At 45.1% G+C, this 20374-nt stretch carries 12 protein-coding genes; 9 read left to right on the forward strand and 3 right to left on the reverse strand.

Annotated features, from left to right (window positions below):
• Positions 1 to 137 precede the first annotated feature (137 nt).
• Positions 138 to 314, reverse strand: coding sequence for a hypothetical protein (locus QUA00_RS20435; RefSeq protein WP_333143259.1), 177 nt, complete (start codon positions 312 to 314; stop codon positions 138 to 140).
• Positions 315 to 488: 174 nt separating this feature from the next.
• On the opposite strand from QUA00_RS20435, the gene trxA reads away from it, so the two are divergent.
• The 8 genes from trxA (at position 489) to QUA00_RS20475 (ending at position 13382) form a co-directional block, all read left to right on the forward strand.
• On the forward strand, positions 489 to 812 hold the full coding sequence (gene trxA / locus QUA00_RS20440) for a thioredoxin (RefSeq protein WP_006631199.1): 324 nt from the start codon (positions 489 to 491) through the stop codon (positions 810 to 812).
• 189 nt (positions 813 to 1001) lie between these two features.
• Positions 1002 to 2069 (forward strand): LOG family protein, encoded by a 1068-nt coding sequence (locus QUA00_RS20445; protein WP_333410951.1) that lies wholly within the window; start codon positions 1002 to 1004, stop codon positions 2067 to 2069.
• Between the two features lie 361 nt (positions 2070 to 2430).
• Positions 2431 to 3033 (forward strand): hypothetical protein, encoded by a 603-nt coding sequence (locus QUA00_RS20450; RefSeq protein WP_333410952.1) that lies wholly within the window; start codon positions 2431 to 2433, stop codon positions 3031 to 3033.
• A gap of 90 nt (positions 3034 to 3123) precedes the next feature.
• Entirely contained in the window at positions 3124 to 4329 is a 1206-nt protein-coding gene (locus tag QUA00_RS20455; protein WP_333410953.1) for an urease accessory protein UreH domain-containing protein, read from the forward strand.
• Positions 4304 to 4777: a hypothetical protein gene (locus QUA00_RS20460; protein WP_333410954.1), complete on the forward strand. Its 474-nt coding sequence runs from the start codon at positions 4304 to 4306 to the stop codon at positions 4775 to 4777. The genes QUA00_RS20455 and QUA00_RS20460 overlap by 26 nt, the downstream gene beginning before the upstream one ends.
• 274 nt (positions 4778 to 5051) lie before the next feature.
• Entirely contained in the window at positions 5052 to 6494 is a 1443-nt protein-coding gene (locus QUA00_RS20465) for a cytochrome ubiquinol oxidase subunit I (protein ID WP_333410955.1), read from the forward strand.
• A gap of 8 nt (positions 6495 to 6502) precedes the next feature.
• The gene (gene cydB, locus QUA00_RS20470; protein ID WP_333410956.1) at positions 6503 to 7516 is read left to right on the forward strand and encodes a cytochrome d ubiquinol oxidase subunit II; all 1014 of its coding nucleotides are present in this window, start codon (positions 6503 to 6505) and stop codon (positions 7514 to 7516) included.
• 493 nt (positions 7517 to 8009) lie between these two features.
• Positions 8010 to 13382: an AAA family ATPase gene (locus QUA00_RS20475; protein ID WP_333410957.1), complete on the forward strand. Its 5373-nt coding sequence runs from the start codon at positions 8010 to 8012 to the stop codon at positions 13380 to 13382.
• A gap of 131 nt (positions 13383 to 13513) precedes the next feature.
• Here the strand turns inward: QUA00_RS20475 and QUA00_RS20480 are convergent, their stop codons facing one another.
• On the reverse strand, positions 13514 to 15736 hold the full coding sequence (locus QUA00_RS20480; RefSeq protein WP_333410958.1) for a PAS domain S-box protein: 2223 nt from the start codon (positions 15734 to 15736) through the stop codon (positions 13514 to 13516).
• 523 nt (positions 15737 to 16259) lie between these two features.
• The gene (locus QUA00_RS20485) at positions 16260 to 17738 is read right to left on the reverse strand and encodes a leucyl aminopeptidase (RefSeq protein ID WP_333410959.1); all 1479 of its coding nucleotides are present in this window, start codon (positions 17736 to 17738) and stop codon (positions 16260 to 16262) included.
• A 338-nt stretch (positions 17739 to 18076) separates the two neighbouring features.
• On the opposite strand from QUA00_RS20485, the gene QUA00_RS20490 reads away from it, so the two are divergent.
• Positions 18077 to 20275, forward strand: a complete 2199-nt coding sequence (locus tag QUA00_RS20490; protein WP_333410960.1) for a transglycosylase SLT domain-containing protein — start codon at positions 18077 to 18079, stop codon at positions 20273 to 20275.
• Positions 20276 to 20374: the final 99 nt, after the last annotated feature.

The following is a 20374-nucleotide window of genomic DNA, read 5'->3' on the forward strand; positions in this document are numbered from 1 at the left end:
TTTGCCGGAAATCTTGGCTCTTGCTTACTAGATACAGAACTGAGGCTTTTAGCTCCGGAGAGGGGAGAGTGGGAGAGTGGGAGAGTCTGGGAGTGGGAGAACTTTTCTTCTACATAAGTGCATTCTGCGGGAGCATCTCATATTTGTAAAAATACTTCTTCTGGCTCCTTCCTTCTTGTGGCTCCTTCCTTCTTCCTCTTTCCTTCTGCCTCCTGCCTCCTGCCTCCTGCCTCAAAACTCCAATTTCTAGCTTGGCCGCAAAGGTGAGATGCTCCCCATTCTGCCTTCGGAAACATAAGTGCCTTCGGAAACATAAGTGCCTTGTTCCTTCAGAAACCTTGTCCCTTCTTCCTTCTACCGTCTTCCCTCTTCCTTCTACCGTCTTCCTTCTTCCTTCAGAAGCCTTCTGTTAAAATCGTTGACGCAAGTGGTTACATTTTTTGCTAAACTTGTTATCCGAGAAATAGTATTTACAAGGATGGCTAGGGATGTCAGCAGCCGCGCAAGTAACCGACTCTACCTTTAAGCAGGAAGTGCTCGATAGCGAAGTTCCAGTTCTAGTGGATTTTTGGGCTCCCTGGTGCGGGCCCTGTCGGATGGTGGCGCCCGTCGTAGACGAAATTGCCCAGCAATATGAAGGGCAGGTCAAGGTAGTAAAAGTTAATACCGACGAGAATCCTAACGTGGCCAGCCAATACGGTATCCGCAGCATTCCGACGCTGATGATATTTAAGGGCGGTCAACGTGTGGATATGGTGGTTGGGGCAGTTCCGAAAACTACTCTGGCCAACACTCTGGAAAAGTACATTTAACTGAACTGCGAGCGGTTTCGCGCTGTTCTTTTTGGGCCGCGAAAGCTAACTCCCTTCAGAACCGGGGCAAAGCTACGGGAAAAGTTATTAGTGGCCAGCAGGGCAATTTGCTGGTGGCTATTGGCTTCTAACTTGGGCTTGCCCCTTAATTTTTAGTAGCGACAATTTGTTATCGTTTCGGAAAAATTCATGATTCGTTCTGGGTCAGGTCAAGGTTTTGAGTCCCTCCAAGCTGAAGTGATGGATTTGCTCGATCGCTTGCCAATGTTGAAGCACTCTGAGTGGATCGAACGATCGCTCTCTACCATAGTGCAAATGGCCAGAGAGGATCTCGATCGGCTAGACTTGAAGATTATTGCGGCGTCGCTCCGAGATATGGAGAGCGCTTTTGAGATGTTTTATCCTTACCGCCACGTTCGCAAAATTGTGATTTTTGGTTCGGCGAGGGTGTCACCGCAATCTGCAGAATATTTGATGGCCAGAGACTTTGCGCGCGCGATGGCCGAGCAGGGGTTTATGGTGATTACTGGCGGCGGCGGGGGAATTATGCAGGCGGGGAACGAGGGGGCGACGGCTGAACGTTCTTTTGGGCTGAACATTCAGTTACCTTTCGAGCAGAGTTCTAATCCTTTCATTGCCGGCGATCCCAAATTGCTCAATTTTAAATATTTTTTCACTCGTAAGTTATTTTTTCTCCGGGAGAGCGATGCTTTAGCTCTGTTTCCGGGCGGTTTTGGCACTCTGGACGAGGCTTTTGAGTGTCTGACTTTGACTCAAACTGGCAAGTTCGGGCCGGCTCCTTTGGTATTGATCGATCGACCGGGAGGAGATTATTGGCTTGATTGGAATTATTTTGTGCAAAAACAATTGCGGGGCCGGGGTTTGATTTCAGCCGACGATCGCAGCCTGTATACGATTACTGACGATGTAAATGTCGCTTGCGAGGCGATCGGTAGTTTTTATCTGGTTTATCACTCCTGCCGCTACGTGCGCGAAAAATTGGTAATTCGCTTGAAAACAGAGCTTTCTGAGGAGAATGTCGATCGGCTAAATGCTGATTTTAGCGATATTGTTGTCACCGGAAAAATTGAAAAAAGTCAAGCTTTGGAACCGGAAATTGGAGATGCAACTTTCGATCTGCCGCGCCTGACTTTGCATTTCAACCAGCGGGATTTAGGGCGGCTTTATCAGCTAATTGCTGCTATTAATCAAATGGGTGCAGCTTCGCCGGAAGCCGCGCATCCAGCACAAAAGTAGTTATTAGTCATTAGTCATTAGTCATTAGTCATTAGTCATTAGTCATTAGTCATTAGTCATTAGTCATTAGTCATTAGTCATTAGTTATATCATATCCGGTCGATTACCCTTCATCAGGTAGGGGCGGGTTCACCAACAATATCTGCCAATAATCTCCAATCTCAAAAACCCGCCCTGCCCGGATATTATGGTCAATCGAGCGGACATGATATTATTAGTTATTAGTCATTAGTTATTAGACTTGTAGGGTGCGTCAGGCTGTCGTTATAGAGCGATTATTAATGGTTTAGACCTCAGACGCACCCTACTATATGTGTGAGTTGCGTAAGTCCTAACAAGTAAAAAATCAAGTGTAAAATGTATGGCTTACAGCGATTTTAGTTTGGCAAGCGTCAAAAAAGCTTTGAATTTAACTATTTCGCAGAGGCAAGATTTGTTTTCTGCCGTACCTGCTTTAGAATGCAGCAATCATTTAACAGAAACTTTAGCTTATAATGTTCCTTTTGCTCTGGCGAGTAATACGGAAAAATCACGCTCAGAAATGATTATTACGCCGATTTTGCTGGAACTTACCAAACAGTTTCCCGATCGCATTAGTTTGTTTTCGGGAGTTGATTTTACGGTTGACAGCGACTTGGGATTAAACGGCAGTTGCGATTTTCTGATCAGTCGATCGGTAGAGTTCCTGATTGTTAGCGCGCCGGCGATTTTAATCGTTGAGGCTAAAAAGGAAAATATTAATGCTGGGTTGGGTCAGTGCGTAGCGGAAATGTATGCAGCTCAACTGTTTAACGAACGGGAAGGAAATCAGGTATCGAGGATTTATGGGGTTGTGACAACGGGAGAAATTTGGAAGTTTTTAATGCTGGAAGGGCAATCAGTTAAAATAGATTTATTGGAGTATTTTTTGAATCAGGTTGATAAAATTTTGGGAATTTTAGCGCTCGGAATTCAAAATGGGTAATTGGGAATTGGGCATTGGGAATTGGGAATTGGGCATGGTAATAGGTAAGCAGTAAAAACAAATCTAAAATCTAAAATCGTATGACTCAATATGCTCGACATCCTGCTAATTGCAACTTTAGGATTTCTCGGCAGTTTCGGTCACTGCGCGGGGATGTGCGGCCCGCTGACAATGGCGTTTTCTATTTCTAATTCCCGCAACGATAAATTAGCTGCTTTCCGCTTTCATTTGCTGCTAAATTTGGGGAGAATTGCTGCTTACGCTTTGGTTGGTGCTGCAATTGGCGGACTGGGTTCGGTGTTAATTGCTGGCGGACTTTTGGCAGGTACGGGTAGCGAATTGCGGCGGGCGATCGCACTTCTAACGGGCACGATGCTGATTTGGTTTGGAGTAGGGCAAATTAAACCGAACTTGCTGCCGCGATTGCCGCTGCTGCACCCAATGTCGCACGATCGAGTCGGACAAGCAATGAGCAAGCTTTCGGCACAAAAAAACTGGTGGGTGCCGATTGCTTTGGGTTTGCTTTGGGGTTTGATTCCCTGCGGTTTCCTCTATGCGGCGCAGATTAAGGCGGCGGAAACGGGAAATTCGGTTTTGGGTGCGACGACGATGCTGGCTTTTGGACTCGGCACCTTGCCAACTATGCTGGGAGTGAGTTTTTTTGCTGGCAGATTGAGCGCGGACAAGCGCAGTCAACTGTTTCGGATGGGTGGTTGGGTGACTGTGGCGATCGGGATTCTTACCTTGCTGCGAACCGATGAAATGGTCGATTTTACCGGTCACGCAGCGCTGCTGTGCTTGATGCTAGCACTGTTGGCGCGTCCGGTTAGCAAGTTTTTGCCGCAACTGCTGCGCTACCGCCGCGCCTTGGGTGTGGGCGCGTTTGTCCTAGCAGTCGCCCACACGTTTCATATGCTGGATCATACGCTGCAATGGAATTTTGATGCTGTGTCTTTCATGTTGCCGCAGCACCAGTTGGGAATGGCGGCTGGGATGCTGTCGCTGCTGTTGATGGTACCTGCGGCGGTTACAAGTGTCGATCGTATTCAAAATTATTTAGGCAAGCTGTGGCGAATGCTTCACCTGTTAAGCGTTCCAGCTTTCTTGCTGTGCGCTGTACACGCGGCACTCATCGGTTCGCACTATCTCGGCGGTTTTGAATGGAAGTTGCACAATCAACTGCTGACAGCGGTGTTAGCGGTGGTTGTGGTATTAGTTATGTTTGTGCGATCGCGTTTATTTTGGTCAATTTTATCACTACAAAATTTCTATGTTTCGCCTGTCAAACCAAAGTAAAAGTTTGGGATTGTTAGTTTTTTTGGGATTGCTAGTTGAAGCAGCAATTCCCAGTGCGCTGCAGTTAAATTCGATTTCAGTTTTGGCGCACGAAGTCGAAGTATCCGGAGATGTAGCCGCTACCTTTCACCTAGAACCCAACCACAACCCCCGCGCCGGACAGCCTGCGAGAGTGTGGTTTGCGCTAACTCGCAGGGGCGGTCAAATTATCCCACTAGAGCAGTGTAATTGCAAATTAGCGGTTTATCCGAAAAATCGTAAAGATGGGGATAAGCCGCTGATGCAGCCGCCTTTAAAAGCCATATCTGCGGAAAAATATCAAGGAATACCGGGAGGTGATATCGTGTTTCCCAATGGTGGGATGTACGAACTTGAATTGACCGGAACAGCCAAAAATAAAGCTAATTTTAAACCCTTTAAACTGACTTATACAGTCACGGTTCGCTAAGATAATATTTCCATCACCGAACATAAATCTTGTAGGGGCGGGTTCACCGACAATAAATGCCTAAAACCCACAATCTCATAAACCCGCCCCCACCCAACGACAAAGCATAATCTACCTATTTTAACATACAAAAAAATACAACCGAAATCTGTATAAAACATTAAAAATTGCCAACTCTACAAAATGTCACAAATTTTTACACTACATTATAACCAGTGTCCATTATGGAATTTGTGCAAGCTAGCCTCTCTTGAACTGACCAAAGGATATAACGATGGATATCTTATCTAACACCGTGGCGCTATCACGGATGCAATTTGCGCTAACCGCCATATTCCATATGCTGTGGCCAGTTCTGACTACGGGAATGGGAATTTATCTGGTAATTGTTGAAGGAATGTGGCTTAAAACTCGCAATCCCGACTACTACCATCACGCTCGGTTTTGGTCTAAACTCTACGTCCTCAACTTCGGTATTGGAGTAGCTTCAGGAATTCCGATGGAATTTCAGTTTGGCACGAATTGGGCACCATTTTCCGAAGCAGTTGGTGACTTTTTTGGCAGCATTTTAGGCTTTGAAGCTTCAATGGCATTTATGCTAGAAGCCGGCTTTTTAGGCATTATGCTGTTTGGTTGGGAGCGCGTTCACCCGATCGTCCATTATTTCGCTACAATCATGGTAGCCTTCGGCGCTAACCTATCCACAGTCTGGATTTTAGTCGCTAACTCTTGGCTGCAAACTCCTGCGGGAGGAGAAATGGTCAATGGCAAATTTATTGTCAGCGATTACTTTCAAGCAATTATGAACCCGTTCGCATTAAACAGCATTCTCCATATGTTTTTTGCGACGTTAGAAACTTCGCTGTTTGTCATTGGGGGAATTAGCGCTTGGTACATTCTCAATAAGCGCAACCAAGCCTTTTTTTCCAAGTCTTTAAAAATTGCCATAGCGACAGCTATCGCCGTTGCACCTTTGCAGATATACATCGGACATTTGAGCGCCGAACAAGTTTATCACTATCAACCCACTAAATTAGCAGCAATCGAAGCTAAGTGGGAAACCTCACCAGCGGGAGAGTCAGCCGATTGGACTTTGCTAGCTTTGCCTAATGAAAAAGCCCAAAAAAATGACTGGGAAATTAGCGTACCCAATGGCTTAGGATACGTTCTGGAATTCAAACAAAAACTCTCCGAACCCGTACTCGGATTGAAGGAATGGAAGCCAGAAGATAGACCGCGAATGGTGGGTTTAATCTACTATTGTTTTCGCATCATGTCCGGGATTGGATTCTTCTTTTTAGGACTGATGCTATTCAGTATAATTCAGTGGATGCGAGGCAAACTTGCTGCTGAAAATATTAGCAGTCAACCTTGGCTGATGCGCGCTTGGGTATTAGCTGCTCCCCTGGGATACATTGCTGTAGAATCCGGTTGGATTGTGCGCTGTGTCGGCAGACAACCGTGGGCTTTATACGGGCAAATCCGCACTGCTGACGCGGTGTCAAACATCCCCGCCAGCAATGTTTTAACTTCTCTCAGTTTCTTTGCAGTTATTTACAGCTTTTTGTTTGTTTGTGCCTTGTATTTTGGCAGCAGAATTATCCGCAAAGGCCCTAATTTAAGTCTGCCTGTGCCAGGTTTAGACAATGAACCTGCAATCGAAAGTCAACCCGCAGAACACATTCCCGATCAACGTCCCGTAGAAGCACAACAATAGGAGATTGTATGCAAGCTTTGGAGCATTTTCTCCCACAAGTTTGGTTTGTAGTTTTAGCTTTGTTTCTCCTGCTATATGTCATGCTAGACGGTTTTGACTTAGGAGTAGGCATCCTGTCTCTGACTGCTTCCGACGAGGAACGCAGGGGCATTTTAATGACGAGTTTGGGCAACGTTTGGGACGCGAACGAAACTTGGCTGGTGTTGATGGGAGGCGCTTTATTTGGCGCATTTCCCCTGGCTTACGGCACGATTTTGACAGCGCTATATATACCGATTTGCATGATGCTTTTTGGTTTGATATTTCGGGCTGTAGCCTTTGAATTTCGCGAGCATTCTAATCGCAAATTATTCTGGAATTATGCCTTTGGTGCTGGCAGTTTTTTAGCAGCTTTAGCTCAAGGATTTGCCTTGGGTGCGGTGCTCGAAGGCATTGCGGTTGATGAAGCCGGTCACTTTGTGGGTACTACTTGGGACTGGCTGGATTGGCGATCGATCTTGGTTGCTTTGACGCTGATTCAAGGCTATGTTTTGATCGGTTCAACCTATCTAATTATGAAAACAGAAGGCGAACTGCAAACAAATCACTATCGCACGGCTAAAATTGCGGCGGTGACAACTTTAATCGGAGCGATTTTAATTACAATTGCCACTCCGATTTTTTACGAAAGTGCTAGATCCAGGTTGTTCGAGAAACCGCTAGTTTATGTCTTTGCCACGATTCCTTTGTTGGGAGTGCTATTGGTGGGACTGCTGCTGAAAAGTCTCGCAAGCAAGGAAGAACGAACGCCGTTTATCTGGACGATTCTGATTTTTTTGCTGACTTTCATCGGCTTGGGATTGATTGTTTTTCCCTACATTATTCCCTCGCAAATCACGATTTACCAAGCCGCAGCTTCGCCCAGCGCGCTGGTATTTATGATTGTCTTCATGGGCGTTCTGCTCCCGATTATGATTTTTTACAACATCTACAATTATGTTGTGTTTCGGGGTAAGGTTGTCGGCGGCCACTACGGGGAATAAAGCATAATACAACCGCAGATGCAGGCAAATGTACGCAGATATTATCAAGTTTATCTCCTGGTTTATCTGCGTATATTGGCGGTGAAAAATTACAAATTATTGTTTTCTGATATTATCAGAAATTACGCAACCATACTATACATAACATAGCGCAAATAGTGCGGAGTAGGCAAAGAAACTAATTTAGGATTAGCGATCGCACCTCATGCCACCTGAAAGTTGAGATTTGATATTTGAGATTGCTCGCACGGATGAGTCCGGGGCGGGCGATCGGGAGGCGCAGCTTTTTTCACGGGTACACGGATTAATCCGGGGGCTTGTGACTAAATTACTTTCGGTCAAATAATAGTTGATAAACATTGGGGAAAAATTACAGTTAATTCTGTCCCTAGCGAGGGTGCAGAGTTTGCGATCGCTATCTTTGTCAAATAATAAAATACAATGGAAGAGAAGGTTTTAATTTAACTGTTTTATAATAGAGGGTCAACAAGTTATGGATGCGATCGCCAATTTGTCAGGTTATCAGATTACAGAGCAACTTTATGTAGGTACACGCACCCTAGTCTATCGAGGCATCCGTACCCGTGACCAATACCCAGTCGTCCTCAAACTGCTGCGAAACGAATACCCCACCTTCAACGAGCTCATCCAGTTTCGCAACCAATATACCATTGCCAAAAATCTCGACTTCCCTCACATCGTCAAACCCCTGACGCTGGAAGTATACCACAATAGCTATGCCCTAGTAATGGAAGACTTTGGTGGAGTCTCCCTACCTACTTATCTAAAAACAGCAACAAATGAAACCCAACCATCTCAAGCTTTACCTTTAGCAGAATTTCTCCAACTCGCCATACAACTAACAGACATTATTCACTATCTCTACCAAAACCGAGTCATTCACAAAGATATTAAACCCGCTAATATTCTCATTAATCCCGACACCAAACAAATTCAACTAATTGACTTTAGTATTGCATCCCTCCTACCACGAGAAACCCAAGAAATCCAGAATCCGAATATTTTAGAAGGAACATTAGCCTATCTCTCCCCCGAACAAACAGGACGGATGAATCGAGGCATTGACTATCGTAGTGACTTTTATTCCCTGGGTGTGACCTTTTATGAATTGTTAACAGGGCAGTTGCCATTTATCTCTGATGATCCGATGAAATTGGTGCATTGTCACCTCGCCAAACAGTCGAAACCTATCCATCTAATAAATCCAGAAGTTCCCATAATTTTATCAAAAATTGTCAGTAAGCTGATGGCGAAAAATGCCGAAAAACGCTATCAAAGTGCATTAGGACTAAAGCACGATTTAGAAAATTGTTTATTTCAGTTACAAAAAACAGCCAAGATAGAAGATTTTGAACTCGGAAAGCGAGATATTAGCGATCGCTTTACTATCCCCGAAAAGCTCTACGGTAGAAAAAAAGAAGTTGAGCAACTATTAGCTGCCTTTGAGCGAGTCAGCCTGGGAGCAACAGAAATGATGCTAGTAGCAGGTTTTTCGGGAATTGGGAAAACCGCCGTTGTCAATGAAGTTCATAAACCCATTGTCCGTCAGCGCGGTTATTTTATCAAAGGCAAATACGATCAATTTCAACGCAACATTCCCTTCAGTGCCTTTGTGCAAGCCTTCCGCGACTTAATGGGTCAATTGCTATCAGAATCGGATACCCAACTGCAAACATGGAAAACCCAGATTTTAGCAGCAGTGGGAGACAGCGGACAAGTCTTGATTGACGTGATTCCTGAGTTAGAAGGCATAATTGGCGCTCAACTTCCTGCAACAGAATTGTCAGCAAGTGCCTCCCAAAATCGCTTTAATCTGCTAATGCAGAAATTTGTGCAAGTTTTCACGAGCAAAGAACATCCTTTAGTGATGTTTTTGGATGACTTGCAATGGGCGGATTCAGCATCCCTGAATTTGCTACAATTATTGATGCTCGATACAGGATATTTATTAGTATTGGGGGCATATCGAGATAATGAAGTTTGGCCCGTGCATCCATTTATCTTAAGAGTGGATGAGATAGTTAAAACGGGGGCAACAGTGAATACAATTACTTTGGAACCGTTAAGCGAACTAGATATGAATTTGTTGGTGGCGGATACGCTGAATTGCGAATCATCACTTGCCCAACCTTTGACAACATTAGTCTATCTAAAAACTCAGGGTAATCCTTTCTTTGCAACTCAGTTTCTCAAGACATTACATGACGAGCAGCTAATTAGCTTTAACTGGGAGATTCGGCATTGGCAGTGTGATATTGCCCAAGTGAAAGCCTTAGCTATCACTGATGATGTCGTTGAATTCATGGCGTTGCAATTGCAGAAGCTGCCCAAAGGAACTCAGTATGTTCTCACATTAGCTGCTTGTATAGGATCACAGTTTGATTTGAATACGTTAGTAATTGTCAGTGAGAAATCTGCTGGAATGATGGCTACGGCTTTATGGAAAGCATTACAGGAAGGTTTGGTGATTCCCACGACCAAAATCTATAAGTTCTTTACCGAATCGGATAGTGATGAAGTTTTCAAGGCTTCAGCTAATCCAACTTATCGATTTTTACACGATCGCGTCCAGCAAGCCGCATATTCGCTAATTCCCGATTCACAGAAAAAAGCAACGCATCTCAAAATCGGACAATTACTTCAGCAAAATTCTTCAAAAATAGAGCTAGAGGAAAAACTGTTTGATATCGTCGGGCATTTGAATCGAGGAATTGAGTTAATCACCCAAGCGAGCGAACGGGAAGCCTTAGCTCAACTTAACTTAGAAGCCGGTTGTAAAGCCAGAAATTCAACCGCCTACACGGCAGCCAGAGTTTATCTGCAAACAGGCATTGATCTACTAACAGCCAACTGCTGGCAAAGCCAGTATGAATTAACCCTGAACCTCTATGTTGCGGCTGCCGAAGCTGCCTATTTGAATGCTGACTTTGACAGCATGGAAGAGATAGCAGCACAAGTGTTGCAAGCAGCCCAGACAATCTTAGACAAAATCAAAATTTACGAAATTCAAATCGCTGCCGAGACAGCACAGAGCAAGTCACTAGAAGCCATTGCAGTAGCAAGAGATGCACTCTGGCAATTGGGCATTGAATTACCCACCGCACCTGACGAAGCCTTGATTAGCCAAGCGCTACAAGCCGTTGCTAGCCAACTCCAAGGTAGAACGATTGAGGAACTGGTGGATCTGCCTGTGATGAGTGCTCCTCAGACTCAGGCAGCTATGCCAATATTGGCCATGTTATTTGCACCCATTCTCCAGGGAATTCCAGGCTTAGTGCCCCTACTTAGCTCCACGATGGTAAGTTTATCGCTCTCCTTTGGGAATGCACCCGCATCGACGGTGGGCTATGCGATTCACGGACTTGTATTAAGTGCTTTTTTGGGAGAGGCAAAAACGGGCTATAGCTTTGGTAAATTGGCACTCTCATTGCTCGATCGGGTCAATTCACGAGAATTTAAGTGCATTACTCATAATATGTTTGGGGCATTTATTCAGCATCATCAAAATGCTATGAGGGCAGGGCTACCAACGCTGAAAGAGGGCTTTATAGCTGGCATGGAAACGGGCGATTTTCTTAACGCTGGCTACAACATAGCTACTTACAGCTACATCAACTTTTACGGTGGGGTAGAACTGGATACTTGGGAACCGGAACTGGCTGTCTACAGTGCTACCTTGGCTCAGGTGAAGCAATATTCGGCTCGGACTTATTTGCATATGGAGCGGCAGATGTTGCATAACTTGAGGGAAGTCGTCAACCAGCCGGATTGCTTAATCGGAACTGCCTATGATGAAACGGTGATGATTCCTAAGCACTATCAGGATCGTGAATTCAGTGCGATCGCTCTTGTCTACATTTACAAACTGCTGCTTGCCTACTCATGGGGCAATTATCCGGCTGCCTTAAACCACATTGGTCAAGTCAAGCCGTATGTGATGGCATTATCGGGATTGGTTCATGTTCCTGCTTTCCATTTCTATGCAGCCCTGACGCATCTGGCAGTGTTTTCCACACAGCCAGAAACCGAGCAAGCTGAAACTCTCGCCCTAGTGGAAACCCATCAAACGACTCTGCACCAGTGGGCGCAAAATGCTCCTATGAATCATCTGCATAAGTGGTATTTAGTTGAAGCAGAACGGCAGCGGGTTTTGGGTTACAAGGCCGATGCACTTTCCATGTACGATCGCGCGATCTCCCTCGCTAAAGAAAATCAATTTATCAACGAAGAAGCCCTCGCCAACGAACTAGCAGCGAAATTCTACTTGGAATGGGGCAAAGAAAAAGTAGCTCAAGCCTACATGATTGAAGCGTATTATTGTTATGCCCGCTGGGGAGCTAAAGCCAAAATAGACGATTTGGAAAAACGTTATCCTCGCCTACTCGGTATTATCCTTCAGCAAGCTCAATCCTTTAGTTCCTTTAAAGAAACGATCGCCCGGGGAACGATTACTTCTACTCACTCTTCTAGCAGCAACTCTGAATTTCTCGATTTGCCTACTCTGATCCAAGCCTCTCAAGCCATTTCTGGGGAGATTGAACTAGATAAACTCCTGACTACTCTTTTAAAAATAGCGATCGCGAATGCTGGCGCCACTAAGTGTGTCTTATTGCTCAAACAAAAACAGTATTTACAGGTAGCGGCGCTTGTAGCAGAGGGACAGGAACCTGAGCTATTACCATCAATACCTCTAGAATCAAGTAAGGATGTAGCAATTAGTTTGGTTAACACTGTCAAGCGCAGTTTGAAACCTTTGGTAATAGTTGATGCTAGGGTAAGTTCCCAGGTTGGGAGCGATCGCTATATTGAACAGCACCAGCCGATCAGTGTTCTTTGTATTCCAATTCTTAATCAAGGGCAGTTGATAGGAGTTTTCTATCTGGAAAATAACCTGACGGTTGGGGCATTTACGAGCGATCGCATTGAGGTGCTAAATTTGCTGGCTTCTCAAGCTGCTATTTCCTTAGAAAATGCCCGTTTGTATCAAGAATCTAAACAAGCATTTACAGATCTCAAGCAGGCACAAATAACAATAGTTCAAAGCGAAAAAATGTCAGCCTTGGGAAACTTAGTGGCTGGGGTGGCTCACGAAATTAATAATCCAGTTGGTTTTTTGGTTGGTAATATTCAACCCGCCTTAGATTATATCAAAGATTTGTTTGGATTGCTCGATTTGTATGAACAAAAATATCCGCAACTCGATCCAGAGATTCAAGAAGAAATCGAGAACATCGATCTGGAATACATCCGGGAAGATTTACCGAAATTAGTAGGTTCGATGCGGGAAGGCGTGAAGCGGATTCGGGATATTAGTACCAGTCTACGGACATTCTCCCGTGCCGATACCAACTATCCCGTAGCCTGCAATATCCACGAGGGCATCGATAGCACCATTATGATCCTGAAACATCGCCTCAAGGCTAACGATACTCGTCCAGAAATCAAAGTGATTAGGGAATATGGGAATTTGCCACCCGTGGAGTGTTATGCCGGACAGTTGAATCAAGTATTTATGAATTTGTTAGGTAATGCGATCGATGCTTTGGAGGAATCAAATCAAGGAATACCTTATGCAGAAATCGCCAATCAAATTACCATTAGAACCGACATGTGTAGCGACAAAAAACAAGCTATAATTTGCATCAAAGATAACGGGGTGGGCATGAGTGAAGTAGTGCAAGAGAAGATTTTTGATGAGTTATTTACTACCAAGGAAGTAGGGAAAGGTACGGGATTGGGATTGCCTATCGCACGGCAGATTGTGGTTGAAAAACACGACGGTATGCTCGATGTCAACTCAACTTTAGGTATAGGTACAGAATTTATAATTTCACTGCCATGTTGATTATTACCTTGGTAATTTATAGCCAATTTTTTGATTTTTCTTGAAAAGTGAATTTTTTTTTTACAGCCCACTTGACAATTTATAGTGAGCGATAACTTTTGCCAAATTCTTGATTCTTCCGTCGCACTAATTCATAAAGGAATCTCGATCGCAAATTCCGTACCTTCTCCTACGGTGGAACGGCAGCTCAAGGCTCCGGCGTGTTTTTCCGCGACAATTCGGTAACTGATGGCTAACCCCAAACCAGTGCCTTTTCCCATCGGTTTTGTCGTGAAAAACGGGTCAAATAATCGGCTCCGCACGTCTTCTGTCATGCCGATCGCATTATCGGAAATGCGGATGCAAATACTATTTTCGTTCAGGGCTTCTGTGCGAATGCTAATAGTTGGTTTCCAATCGTCGCCGCCGACTGCCGCTCGCCTTTTTTGGTTGCAAGCATCTTCCAAGGCGTCAATACTGTTGCTAAGCAGGTTCATAAATACCTGATTTAGCTGACCTGCATAACATTCTATTAAAGGGATTTTACCATAATCTTTGATTACTTTAATTTCGGGATAGTCGCCTCTGGCGCGCAGTTTGTTGTGTAAAATTAGGAGCGTATTGTCTATGCCTTCGTGAAGGTTTGTAGGCTTTTTTACCGAGTCGTCTAAACGCGAGAAATTTCGCAAGCTCAGAACTATTTCGCGAATGCGATCGGCTCCCATTTTCATCGAAGATAATATTTTTAGTAAATCTTCTCTCAGAAATTCTAAATCGATATTGTCAATACATTCTTGAACTTCTACAACGGGTTCAGGATAGTGTTTTTGGTAAAGTTCCACAAGCTGCAACAAGTCTCTGATATATTGGCTGGCGTAGGAAATATTGCCGTAGATAAAACTGACAGGGTTATTAATTTCGTGAGCTACTCCAGCTACCATTTGACCGAGACTTGACATTTTTTCGGTATGAATTAGGTGAGCTTGAGTTTCTCGAAGTTCTTTAAGAGCGATTTCTAGCTGCTGGGCTCTGTTGTTGGCGATCGCCTCGGAGAGCCGCAAAGCATCCTCCGCTGCTTTGCGCTCTGTTATGTCAAAAATGGCGCCGTTGAGAGATAAAACTTCACCGTCTGCGTTGAAAAGGGCTTGACCTTTCTCTGCAACCCACCGCACGTTTCCGTCGCAGTGAATTAGGCGATATTCGATGATGTAAGGTTGTTTTGTCTTAATAGCCCGATCGATAATTGTCTCGATCTGCTCAACGTCATCGGGATGAACTATACTCGGAAAAGCCTGCACCGGTTTTTGCATAAAGTTAGCAGCAGGATAGCCGGAAATAGCTTCTATGCCACTGCTGATAAAAGTTACGCTCGATCGCCCCGCAGCACTGCACCGATAAACCGCACCGGGAATGTTAGAAACTAATGACCTAAATTCTTCTTCCCTTTCTCGCAAAGCTGCCTCAATCCGCTTGCGTTCGCTAATGTCGCGAGCAAACGCGCACTGATATTCTTTGCCATTAAATTCCAAATGGTTGATTGTGATTTCTACCGGAAAAATGCGACCGTACTTAGTGAGGTGGTGAACTTCAATATTCACCGAACCGCAGCGTTTTAAGACTTTCCAGTGCAAACTCCAAGCAGTTTGGGGAAAATCTGGATTGATGTCATGCACCGTCATCGAGAGCAATTCTGCTTCAGAATATCCCAATGAAGTGCAAGCAGCGTCGTTGACGTACAAAAATTTACCGTCGGGCCCGATCCAGAATATCGCATCTGCCGATCGGTCGATCGCAAACTGAGTCAGTTGCAACTTTTCCTCAACCCGGTGGCGATCGGCAATTTCTTTTTCTAACTGTTCGTTAAGCGAATTGAGAGCTAAAGTGCGATCGACAATAATATCTGAAGTGTAAAGATCGATCGATTGTTTTGCCAATTCTCCTTTCTCGATATCATGTTGGGGCAGATTTTGTTCTACCTCTTTTAACGATATTTGTTGAAATTTTTCTTTTTGATTTAAACCAGACTCGGTAAGTGCTTTCGGCATGAGGGCGAGGGCGATTGCGGCTAAAAGCCAAGAAATCAAAGCACTTGCAGCTTTGAGAGTTACCGACAGCCAATATATGGAATGCCAAAGCGTCCAAACTTCCGTCAATTTAGCCGCGCCCCAAGCAAAAAAAACAACGGCAAACAGCCGGAAAATCTTGCGGTGAGAACCTTGGCGGGTAAAATAAACTAAAGATAGGGCGATCGAGCAATAAGCCAGTGCCGTCAGCGAGTCAAAAACAGCGTACAGTCGCAACTCCGGCACCAGGTTGCAAGCGAGTGTAGAAGATAAAGCAAGTGTTGAAAAAAAAATTGTTAATTGTTCTTGCATAAAGTTCAAGAAAAAAATTATCTGTACCAATGCAAATCCGATCAAATCTAATTATTTGATTTCGGCTAGTGAAATATTTACATAATTATATACTTTTTTCATTTTTTATGAAACAGCTATTTTTTCAGGAAATATCAAAACTATCCAGGTGGGGCCCTGGGAACGAAGCTTTGCCCAAGTATGAGCAATGGGGAGGGTTACGGCTAGCAACGCTTACCTTGCTCCCTGTGACGGAATACATAGGTTCGCCTAGCTATTGCTTCAGAAACATTTAAATTGTTAATGAGCACTATTAAATTTTCTTTTAGATTACTTAAGCAGTGAGCCAGGGGTTAAAAACCCCTGGCTCACAGATGGACTAAGCTGAAGTGCATTTAAATTGTATAGTCAAATTTAAGAAAAGTCTTCTGGGGAGTAGGGGTTGGGCCAGAAAGCCCGCCCAAAAAATACAATTTAGATGCCCAACAGCTTAGCAGACTTTTAAGGCAGAGAAAATCTCAATTTTTCCGCTGGAAATCCACAATTAAGCACCGCCCAGCACCCAATGCACCAAAGTGCGAACTCCAAAACCGGTAGCCCCAGGGCCATTGTAGCCATTTTCTTTGTCAGTCCAAACCGGGCCGGCAATATCTAAATGCGCCCAAGCAGTATCCTTTACAAACTGCTTCAAAAATAGCGCCGCCGTAATCGAACCGCCGGGACGTGGGCCTGTGTTTTTCATGTCGGCGTGCAATGCTTTCAAGCCTTCAAAATATTTTTCTTCCATCGGCATTCGCCAAAATTTTTCGCCTGCCAATTCTGAGGCGGCGACTATTTCGGCGGCGACGCTATCTTGAGGACTCCACAAACCCGCGATATCGTCGCCTAAAGCAATTACGCAGGCCCCGGTTAGAGTTGCTAAATCGACAATTGCGTCAACTCCCAATTTATCAGCAAATACCAAAGCATCAGCCAGGGTTAAACGACCTTCAGCGTCGGTATTGTTGACTTCAATTGTTTTGCCGTTGGAAGCTGTGAGGATGTCTCCAGGGCGCATGGCGCGGCCGCTGATCATGTTTTCAGTGACGGCGCTGATAAAGTGAACTTCCACATCTGGTTTGATGTGTCCGATCGCCTTTGCTGCTCCAAAAGTAGCCGCAGCGCCGCCCATATCTACTTTCATCATTTCAATGCCGCTGCCCGCACCTTTGATGTTCAAACCGCCAGAATCAAAGGTCAATCCTTTGCCGACAATTGCTATTTTGCGGCGCGGTGTGCCTTCGGGTTTGTAAGTTAAATGGATGAATTTAGGGGGTAAATCAGATGCTAGGGCTACGCCGAGAAATGCTCCCATTCCTAGTTTTTCACAGTCTTCCCGCTCCAATATTTCTAATTCTAAACCGCATTCGGCAGCTAGACTTTGAGCGGTTTCTGCCATTGTAATCGGGGTGACAAAATTTGCCGGCGCTGCGACTAATTCCCGTGCTAAAATGACTCCGGCAGTGATTTGGCGGGCGCGGACGATCGCACTTTCGGTACCGGCAAAACCAAGCAAATGAATTTGTTCGAGTTGCGGGCTTTTGTCTTCCTTTTCCGATTTGAAACGGTTGTCTTGATTCAGGGAGAGTTCTACACCTTCGGCGATGGCGCTTGCTGTAGAATCCGGCGCGTTTTTCCACACCGGAAAGCTAATTCCGAGGGTTTTGCATTTCTCTTTTTTGGCTAACTTGGCGCAAACGCCCGCAGCTTGCCGCACGGTATCTAATTTTAAGTCCTCTGTTTTGCCCAAACCGACGATCGCAATTTTGCGAATGGGATTATTGCCGCCGACGCGGGTGATGGCGCTCGTGCCCACTTTGCCCTTAAAATCTACTTCCAGTAGCAGCTCTTTCAAAGTGCCTGCAAGCTTTTCATCTAATTGTGCCAGCTCGCCGGTGAGTTCCAAGCCGTCCTCAAATAGACCAATTGCCAGGGCGTCTCCTGTCCAAACAGAGCGGGGCGTATCGGTGACTAGAAATTCCATGTTTTGATTTACACTTTAGATTTTAGATTTTTGATTGTACTTTGTACTGGGTGGTTTGGGCTTTTTTCTTGGTGCGGGGAAATAGATCGATCGCACAAATTCTCCGCTCCACATCAAAATAAATTCTGCTACTATATCAGCCAAGTCCGCCTGCGATCGGATCTTCCACCAATCTCAATCATCTGTTTGGGGGTCTGCTGTCCGTTTTTGCCCCACTATTAACATTTATTTCTCCTTGAACAGGCATCCTGCCTGTGATGGCGTAGAACACCCATCCTGCCTGTGATGGCTCTTGACAAACGATCGGTTCTCTATATCTTATTCTCTTAAATTTTCCCATGCTAAAACGACGCCGGGCCCGATTTTCTGTTTTAATCAGCGTTTCAGTTTGCGTTATTGCGATCGGCTCTTTGGTTGCTGCGATGAAATGGATGGGTTTTGGCTCGGTCCAAAAGGCTCAGCAGCCCCAGAATGCAGCGAATTCCGAATCGCAAGTCAAGATGCTGGTGTCGCTGTCACCGAGCGAGCGATCGGCGAAATTAGTTGAACTCGCAACCAGTCAGTCTGCAAGTACGAACCCGCAGCAAGAAATCTCCCCTCAAAGCCGCGCCCGCTACCTGCTTGCCAGCGATTTAATTCAGCAAGGAAATGCGGCCAAAGCATTAAAGTTATTGGACAAATTAGAGCAAGAATATCCGGTTTTAGCTGCTCACATTGCCCTAAAAAGGGCGCAAGCTTACCAATTAAGCGGCGACAAAGGCAAAACTCAAAAAGCTTGGGAGGAACTGCTCAAAAACTATCCGAACGACCCGGTAGCAGCGGAAGCTTTATATGTTTTAGGCAAGTCAAAACCGGAATATTGGCAACAGGCAATTAGTGAATTTCCTGGTCATCCCCGCAGCGTAGAAATTGCCCTCCGCAAGTTAAAAGAAAATCCCAATCAGCCGCAGTTGATGCTGCTCGTAGCAAAACACGGTCATTATGTCAAAGATTACGGGACAATTTTGGAACAACTGGTGCAGCGAAACAGCGCCGGTTTGAAACCGGAAGATTGGGAAGAAATTGCCTTTGGCTATTGGGAAAAACAAAATTACGGCAAAGGAGCTATTGCTTACGGGAAAGCTCCCCGCAACGCCAAAAATCTTTACCGCAAAGCTCGCGGTTTGTGGCTCGACGGAAAAATCCCGGAATCGAGAATTGCCTATCAAGAATTAGTGCGCGAGTTTCCCGATGCCGAAGATACTGGTTTGGGTTTAATTCGGCTGTCGCGGCTGAGCGAACCGAAAGAAGCGATCGTTTTGCTCGATCGAGTTATTAGCAAATTCCCCAACTATGCCCCCGAAGCTTTGTTAGATAAATCGCAAATTCTCGACAAAGCACGCAGCGGTCAATCCGCCTCAGATACCCGGAAGTTGCTCTTGACAAAATACAATAATTCTGATAAAGCAGGCGAATTGCGGTGGACGATCGCCCAGCAGTTTGCCAAAGGCGGAGATTTAAAATCAGCTTGGCAGTGGGCGAGAGAATTAACCACCCACAATCCCGACAGCGAACAAGCTCCAGAAGCAGCATTTTGGGTCGGGAAATGGGCACAGCAACTCGGCCGCCAACAAGACGCCAAGACTGCATTTGACTACACGATCTTACGCTATCCAGAATCATATTTTGCGTGGCGATCGGCTGTACTTCTCGGCTGGCCCGTCGGCGACTTTACCACAGTCCGAGATTTGTCTCCCAATGTAGCGCGGCCGCCTCAGCGCCCCGAACCAACTGCCGGTTCTCCTGCGTTGAAAGAACTCTATCAATTAGGTCAAGATAGAGATGCTTGGACGCTGTGGCAAGTAGAATTTATCGACCGCGTAGAACCAAGTATTGCCGAACAGTTTACCGACGGTTTAATGCGAGTTGCAGTCGGAGACAATTTAGACGGTTTGTGGATGGTTGGGAGTTTGCGGCAACGCGATAAACCAGATGATAGAACCCAATACCTCGAACTCAGACAGCAACCGATTTATTGGCAAGCACTTTATCCTTTTCCTTACTTAGAAACCATTGTCAAATGGTCAAAAGAACGCACAATAAATCCCGTCTTAGTAACTGCATTAATCCGGCAAGAATCGCGGTTTATGCCCGCCATCAAATCATCAGTTGGGGCTACCGGTTTAATGCAAGTAATGCCGGAAACAGGAGCTTGGGTTGCTCAACAAATCAGCCTCAAAAAGTATTCTTTGGAGAATGTGGACGACAACGTTAAACTCGGTACGTGGTATTTGGATCACACTCACGACGAGTACAAAAATAACTCGATGTTAGCTGTGGCGAGTTATAATGCCGGGCCAAATGCAGTAGCAGATTGGTTGAAGAGGTTTAGTTTTAGTGATCCGGATGCTTTTGCGGAAAAGATTCCGTTTCCTGAAACCAAAGGATACGTGAAATCGGTGTTTGAGAATTACTGGAATTATCTGCGGATTTACAATCCAGAAGTTAATCAGTTAATGAGTGAGCATTATGCGGCTGCTCAGAAAAAAGCAAAGTGAATTATTCGTGGTGTGGGGGCGGGTTTATCTAAATTGTTGGTAATTGTTAGATATTTTTGGTGGAACCCGCCCTACAAAATATGGTTTCCTAGGGGCGGG

The organism is Microcoleus sp. T2B6, from assembly GCF_036700475.1.
In the GTDB taxonomy this organism is placed as follows: Bacteria; Cyanobacteriota; Cyanobacteriia; order Cyanobacteriales; family Microcoleaceae; genus Microcoleus.

What these genes read in the sequence shown, in the direction of transcription:
- QUA00_RS20435 (WP_333143259.1), bottom strand. Translation starts at nt 314, where the DNA reads ATGTTTCCGAAGGCACTTATGTTTCCGAAGGCAGAATGGGGAGCATCT.
- trxA (WP_006631199.1), top strand. Translation starts at nt 489, where the DNA reads ATGTCAGCAGCCGCGCAAGTAACCGACTCTACCTTTAAGCAGGAAGTG.
- QUA00_RS20445 (WP_333410951.1), top strand. Translation starts at nt 1,002, where the DNA reads ATGATTCGTTCTGGGTCAGGTCAAGGTTTTGAGTCCCTCCAAGCTGAA.
- QUA00_RS20450 (WP_333410952.1), top strand. Translation starts at nt 2,431, where the DNA reads ATGGCTTACAGCGATTTTAGTTTGGCAAGCGTCAAAAAAGCTTTGAAT.
- QUA00_RS20455 (WP_333410953.1), top strand. Translation starts at nt 3,124, where the DNA reads ATGCTCGACATCCTGCTAATTGCAACTTTAGGATTTCTCGGCAGTTTC.
- QUA00_RS20460 (WP_333410954.1), top strand. Translation starts at nt 4,304, where the DNA reads ATGTTTCGCCTGTCAAACCAAAGTAAAAGTTTGGGATTGTTAGTTTTT.
- QUA00_RS20465 (WP_333410955.1), top strand. Translation starts at nt 5,052, where the DNA reads ATGGATATCTTATCTAACACCGTGGCGCTATCACGGATGCAATTTGCG.
- cydB (WP_333410956.1), top strand. Translation starts at nt 6,503, where the DNA reads ATGCAAGCTTTGGAGCATTTTCTCCCACAAGTTTGGTTTGTAGTTTTA.
- QUA00_RS20475 (WP_333410957.1), top strand. Translation starts at nt 8,010, where the DNA reads ATGGATGCGATCGCCAATTTGTCAGGTTATCAGATTACAGAGCAACTT.
- QUA00_RS20480 (WP_333410958.1), bottom strand. Translation starts at nt 15,736, where the DNA reads ATGCAAGAACAATTAACAATTTTTTTTTCAACACTTGCTTTATCTTCT.
- QUA00_RS20485 (WP_333410959.1), bottom strand. Translation starts at nt 17,738, where the DNA reads ATGGAATTTCTAGTCACCGATACGCCCCGCTCTGTTTGGACAGGAGAC.
- QUA00_RS20490 (WP_333410960.1), top strand. Translation starts at nt 18,077, where the DNA reads ATGCTAAAACGACGCCGGGCCCGATTTTCTGTTTTAATCAGCGTTTCA.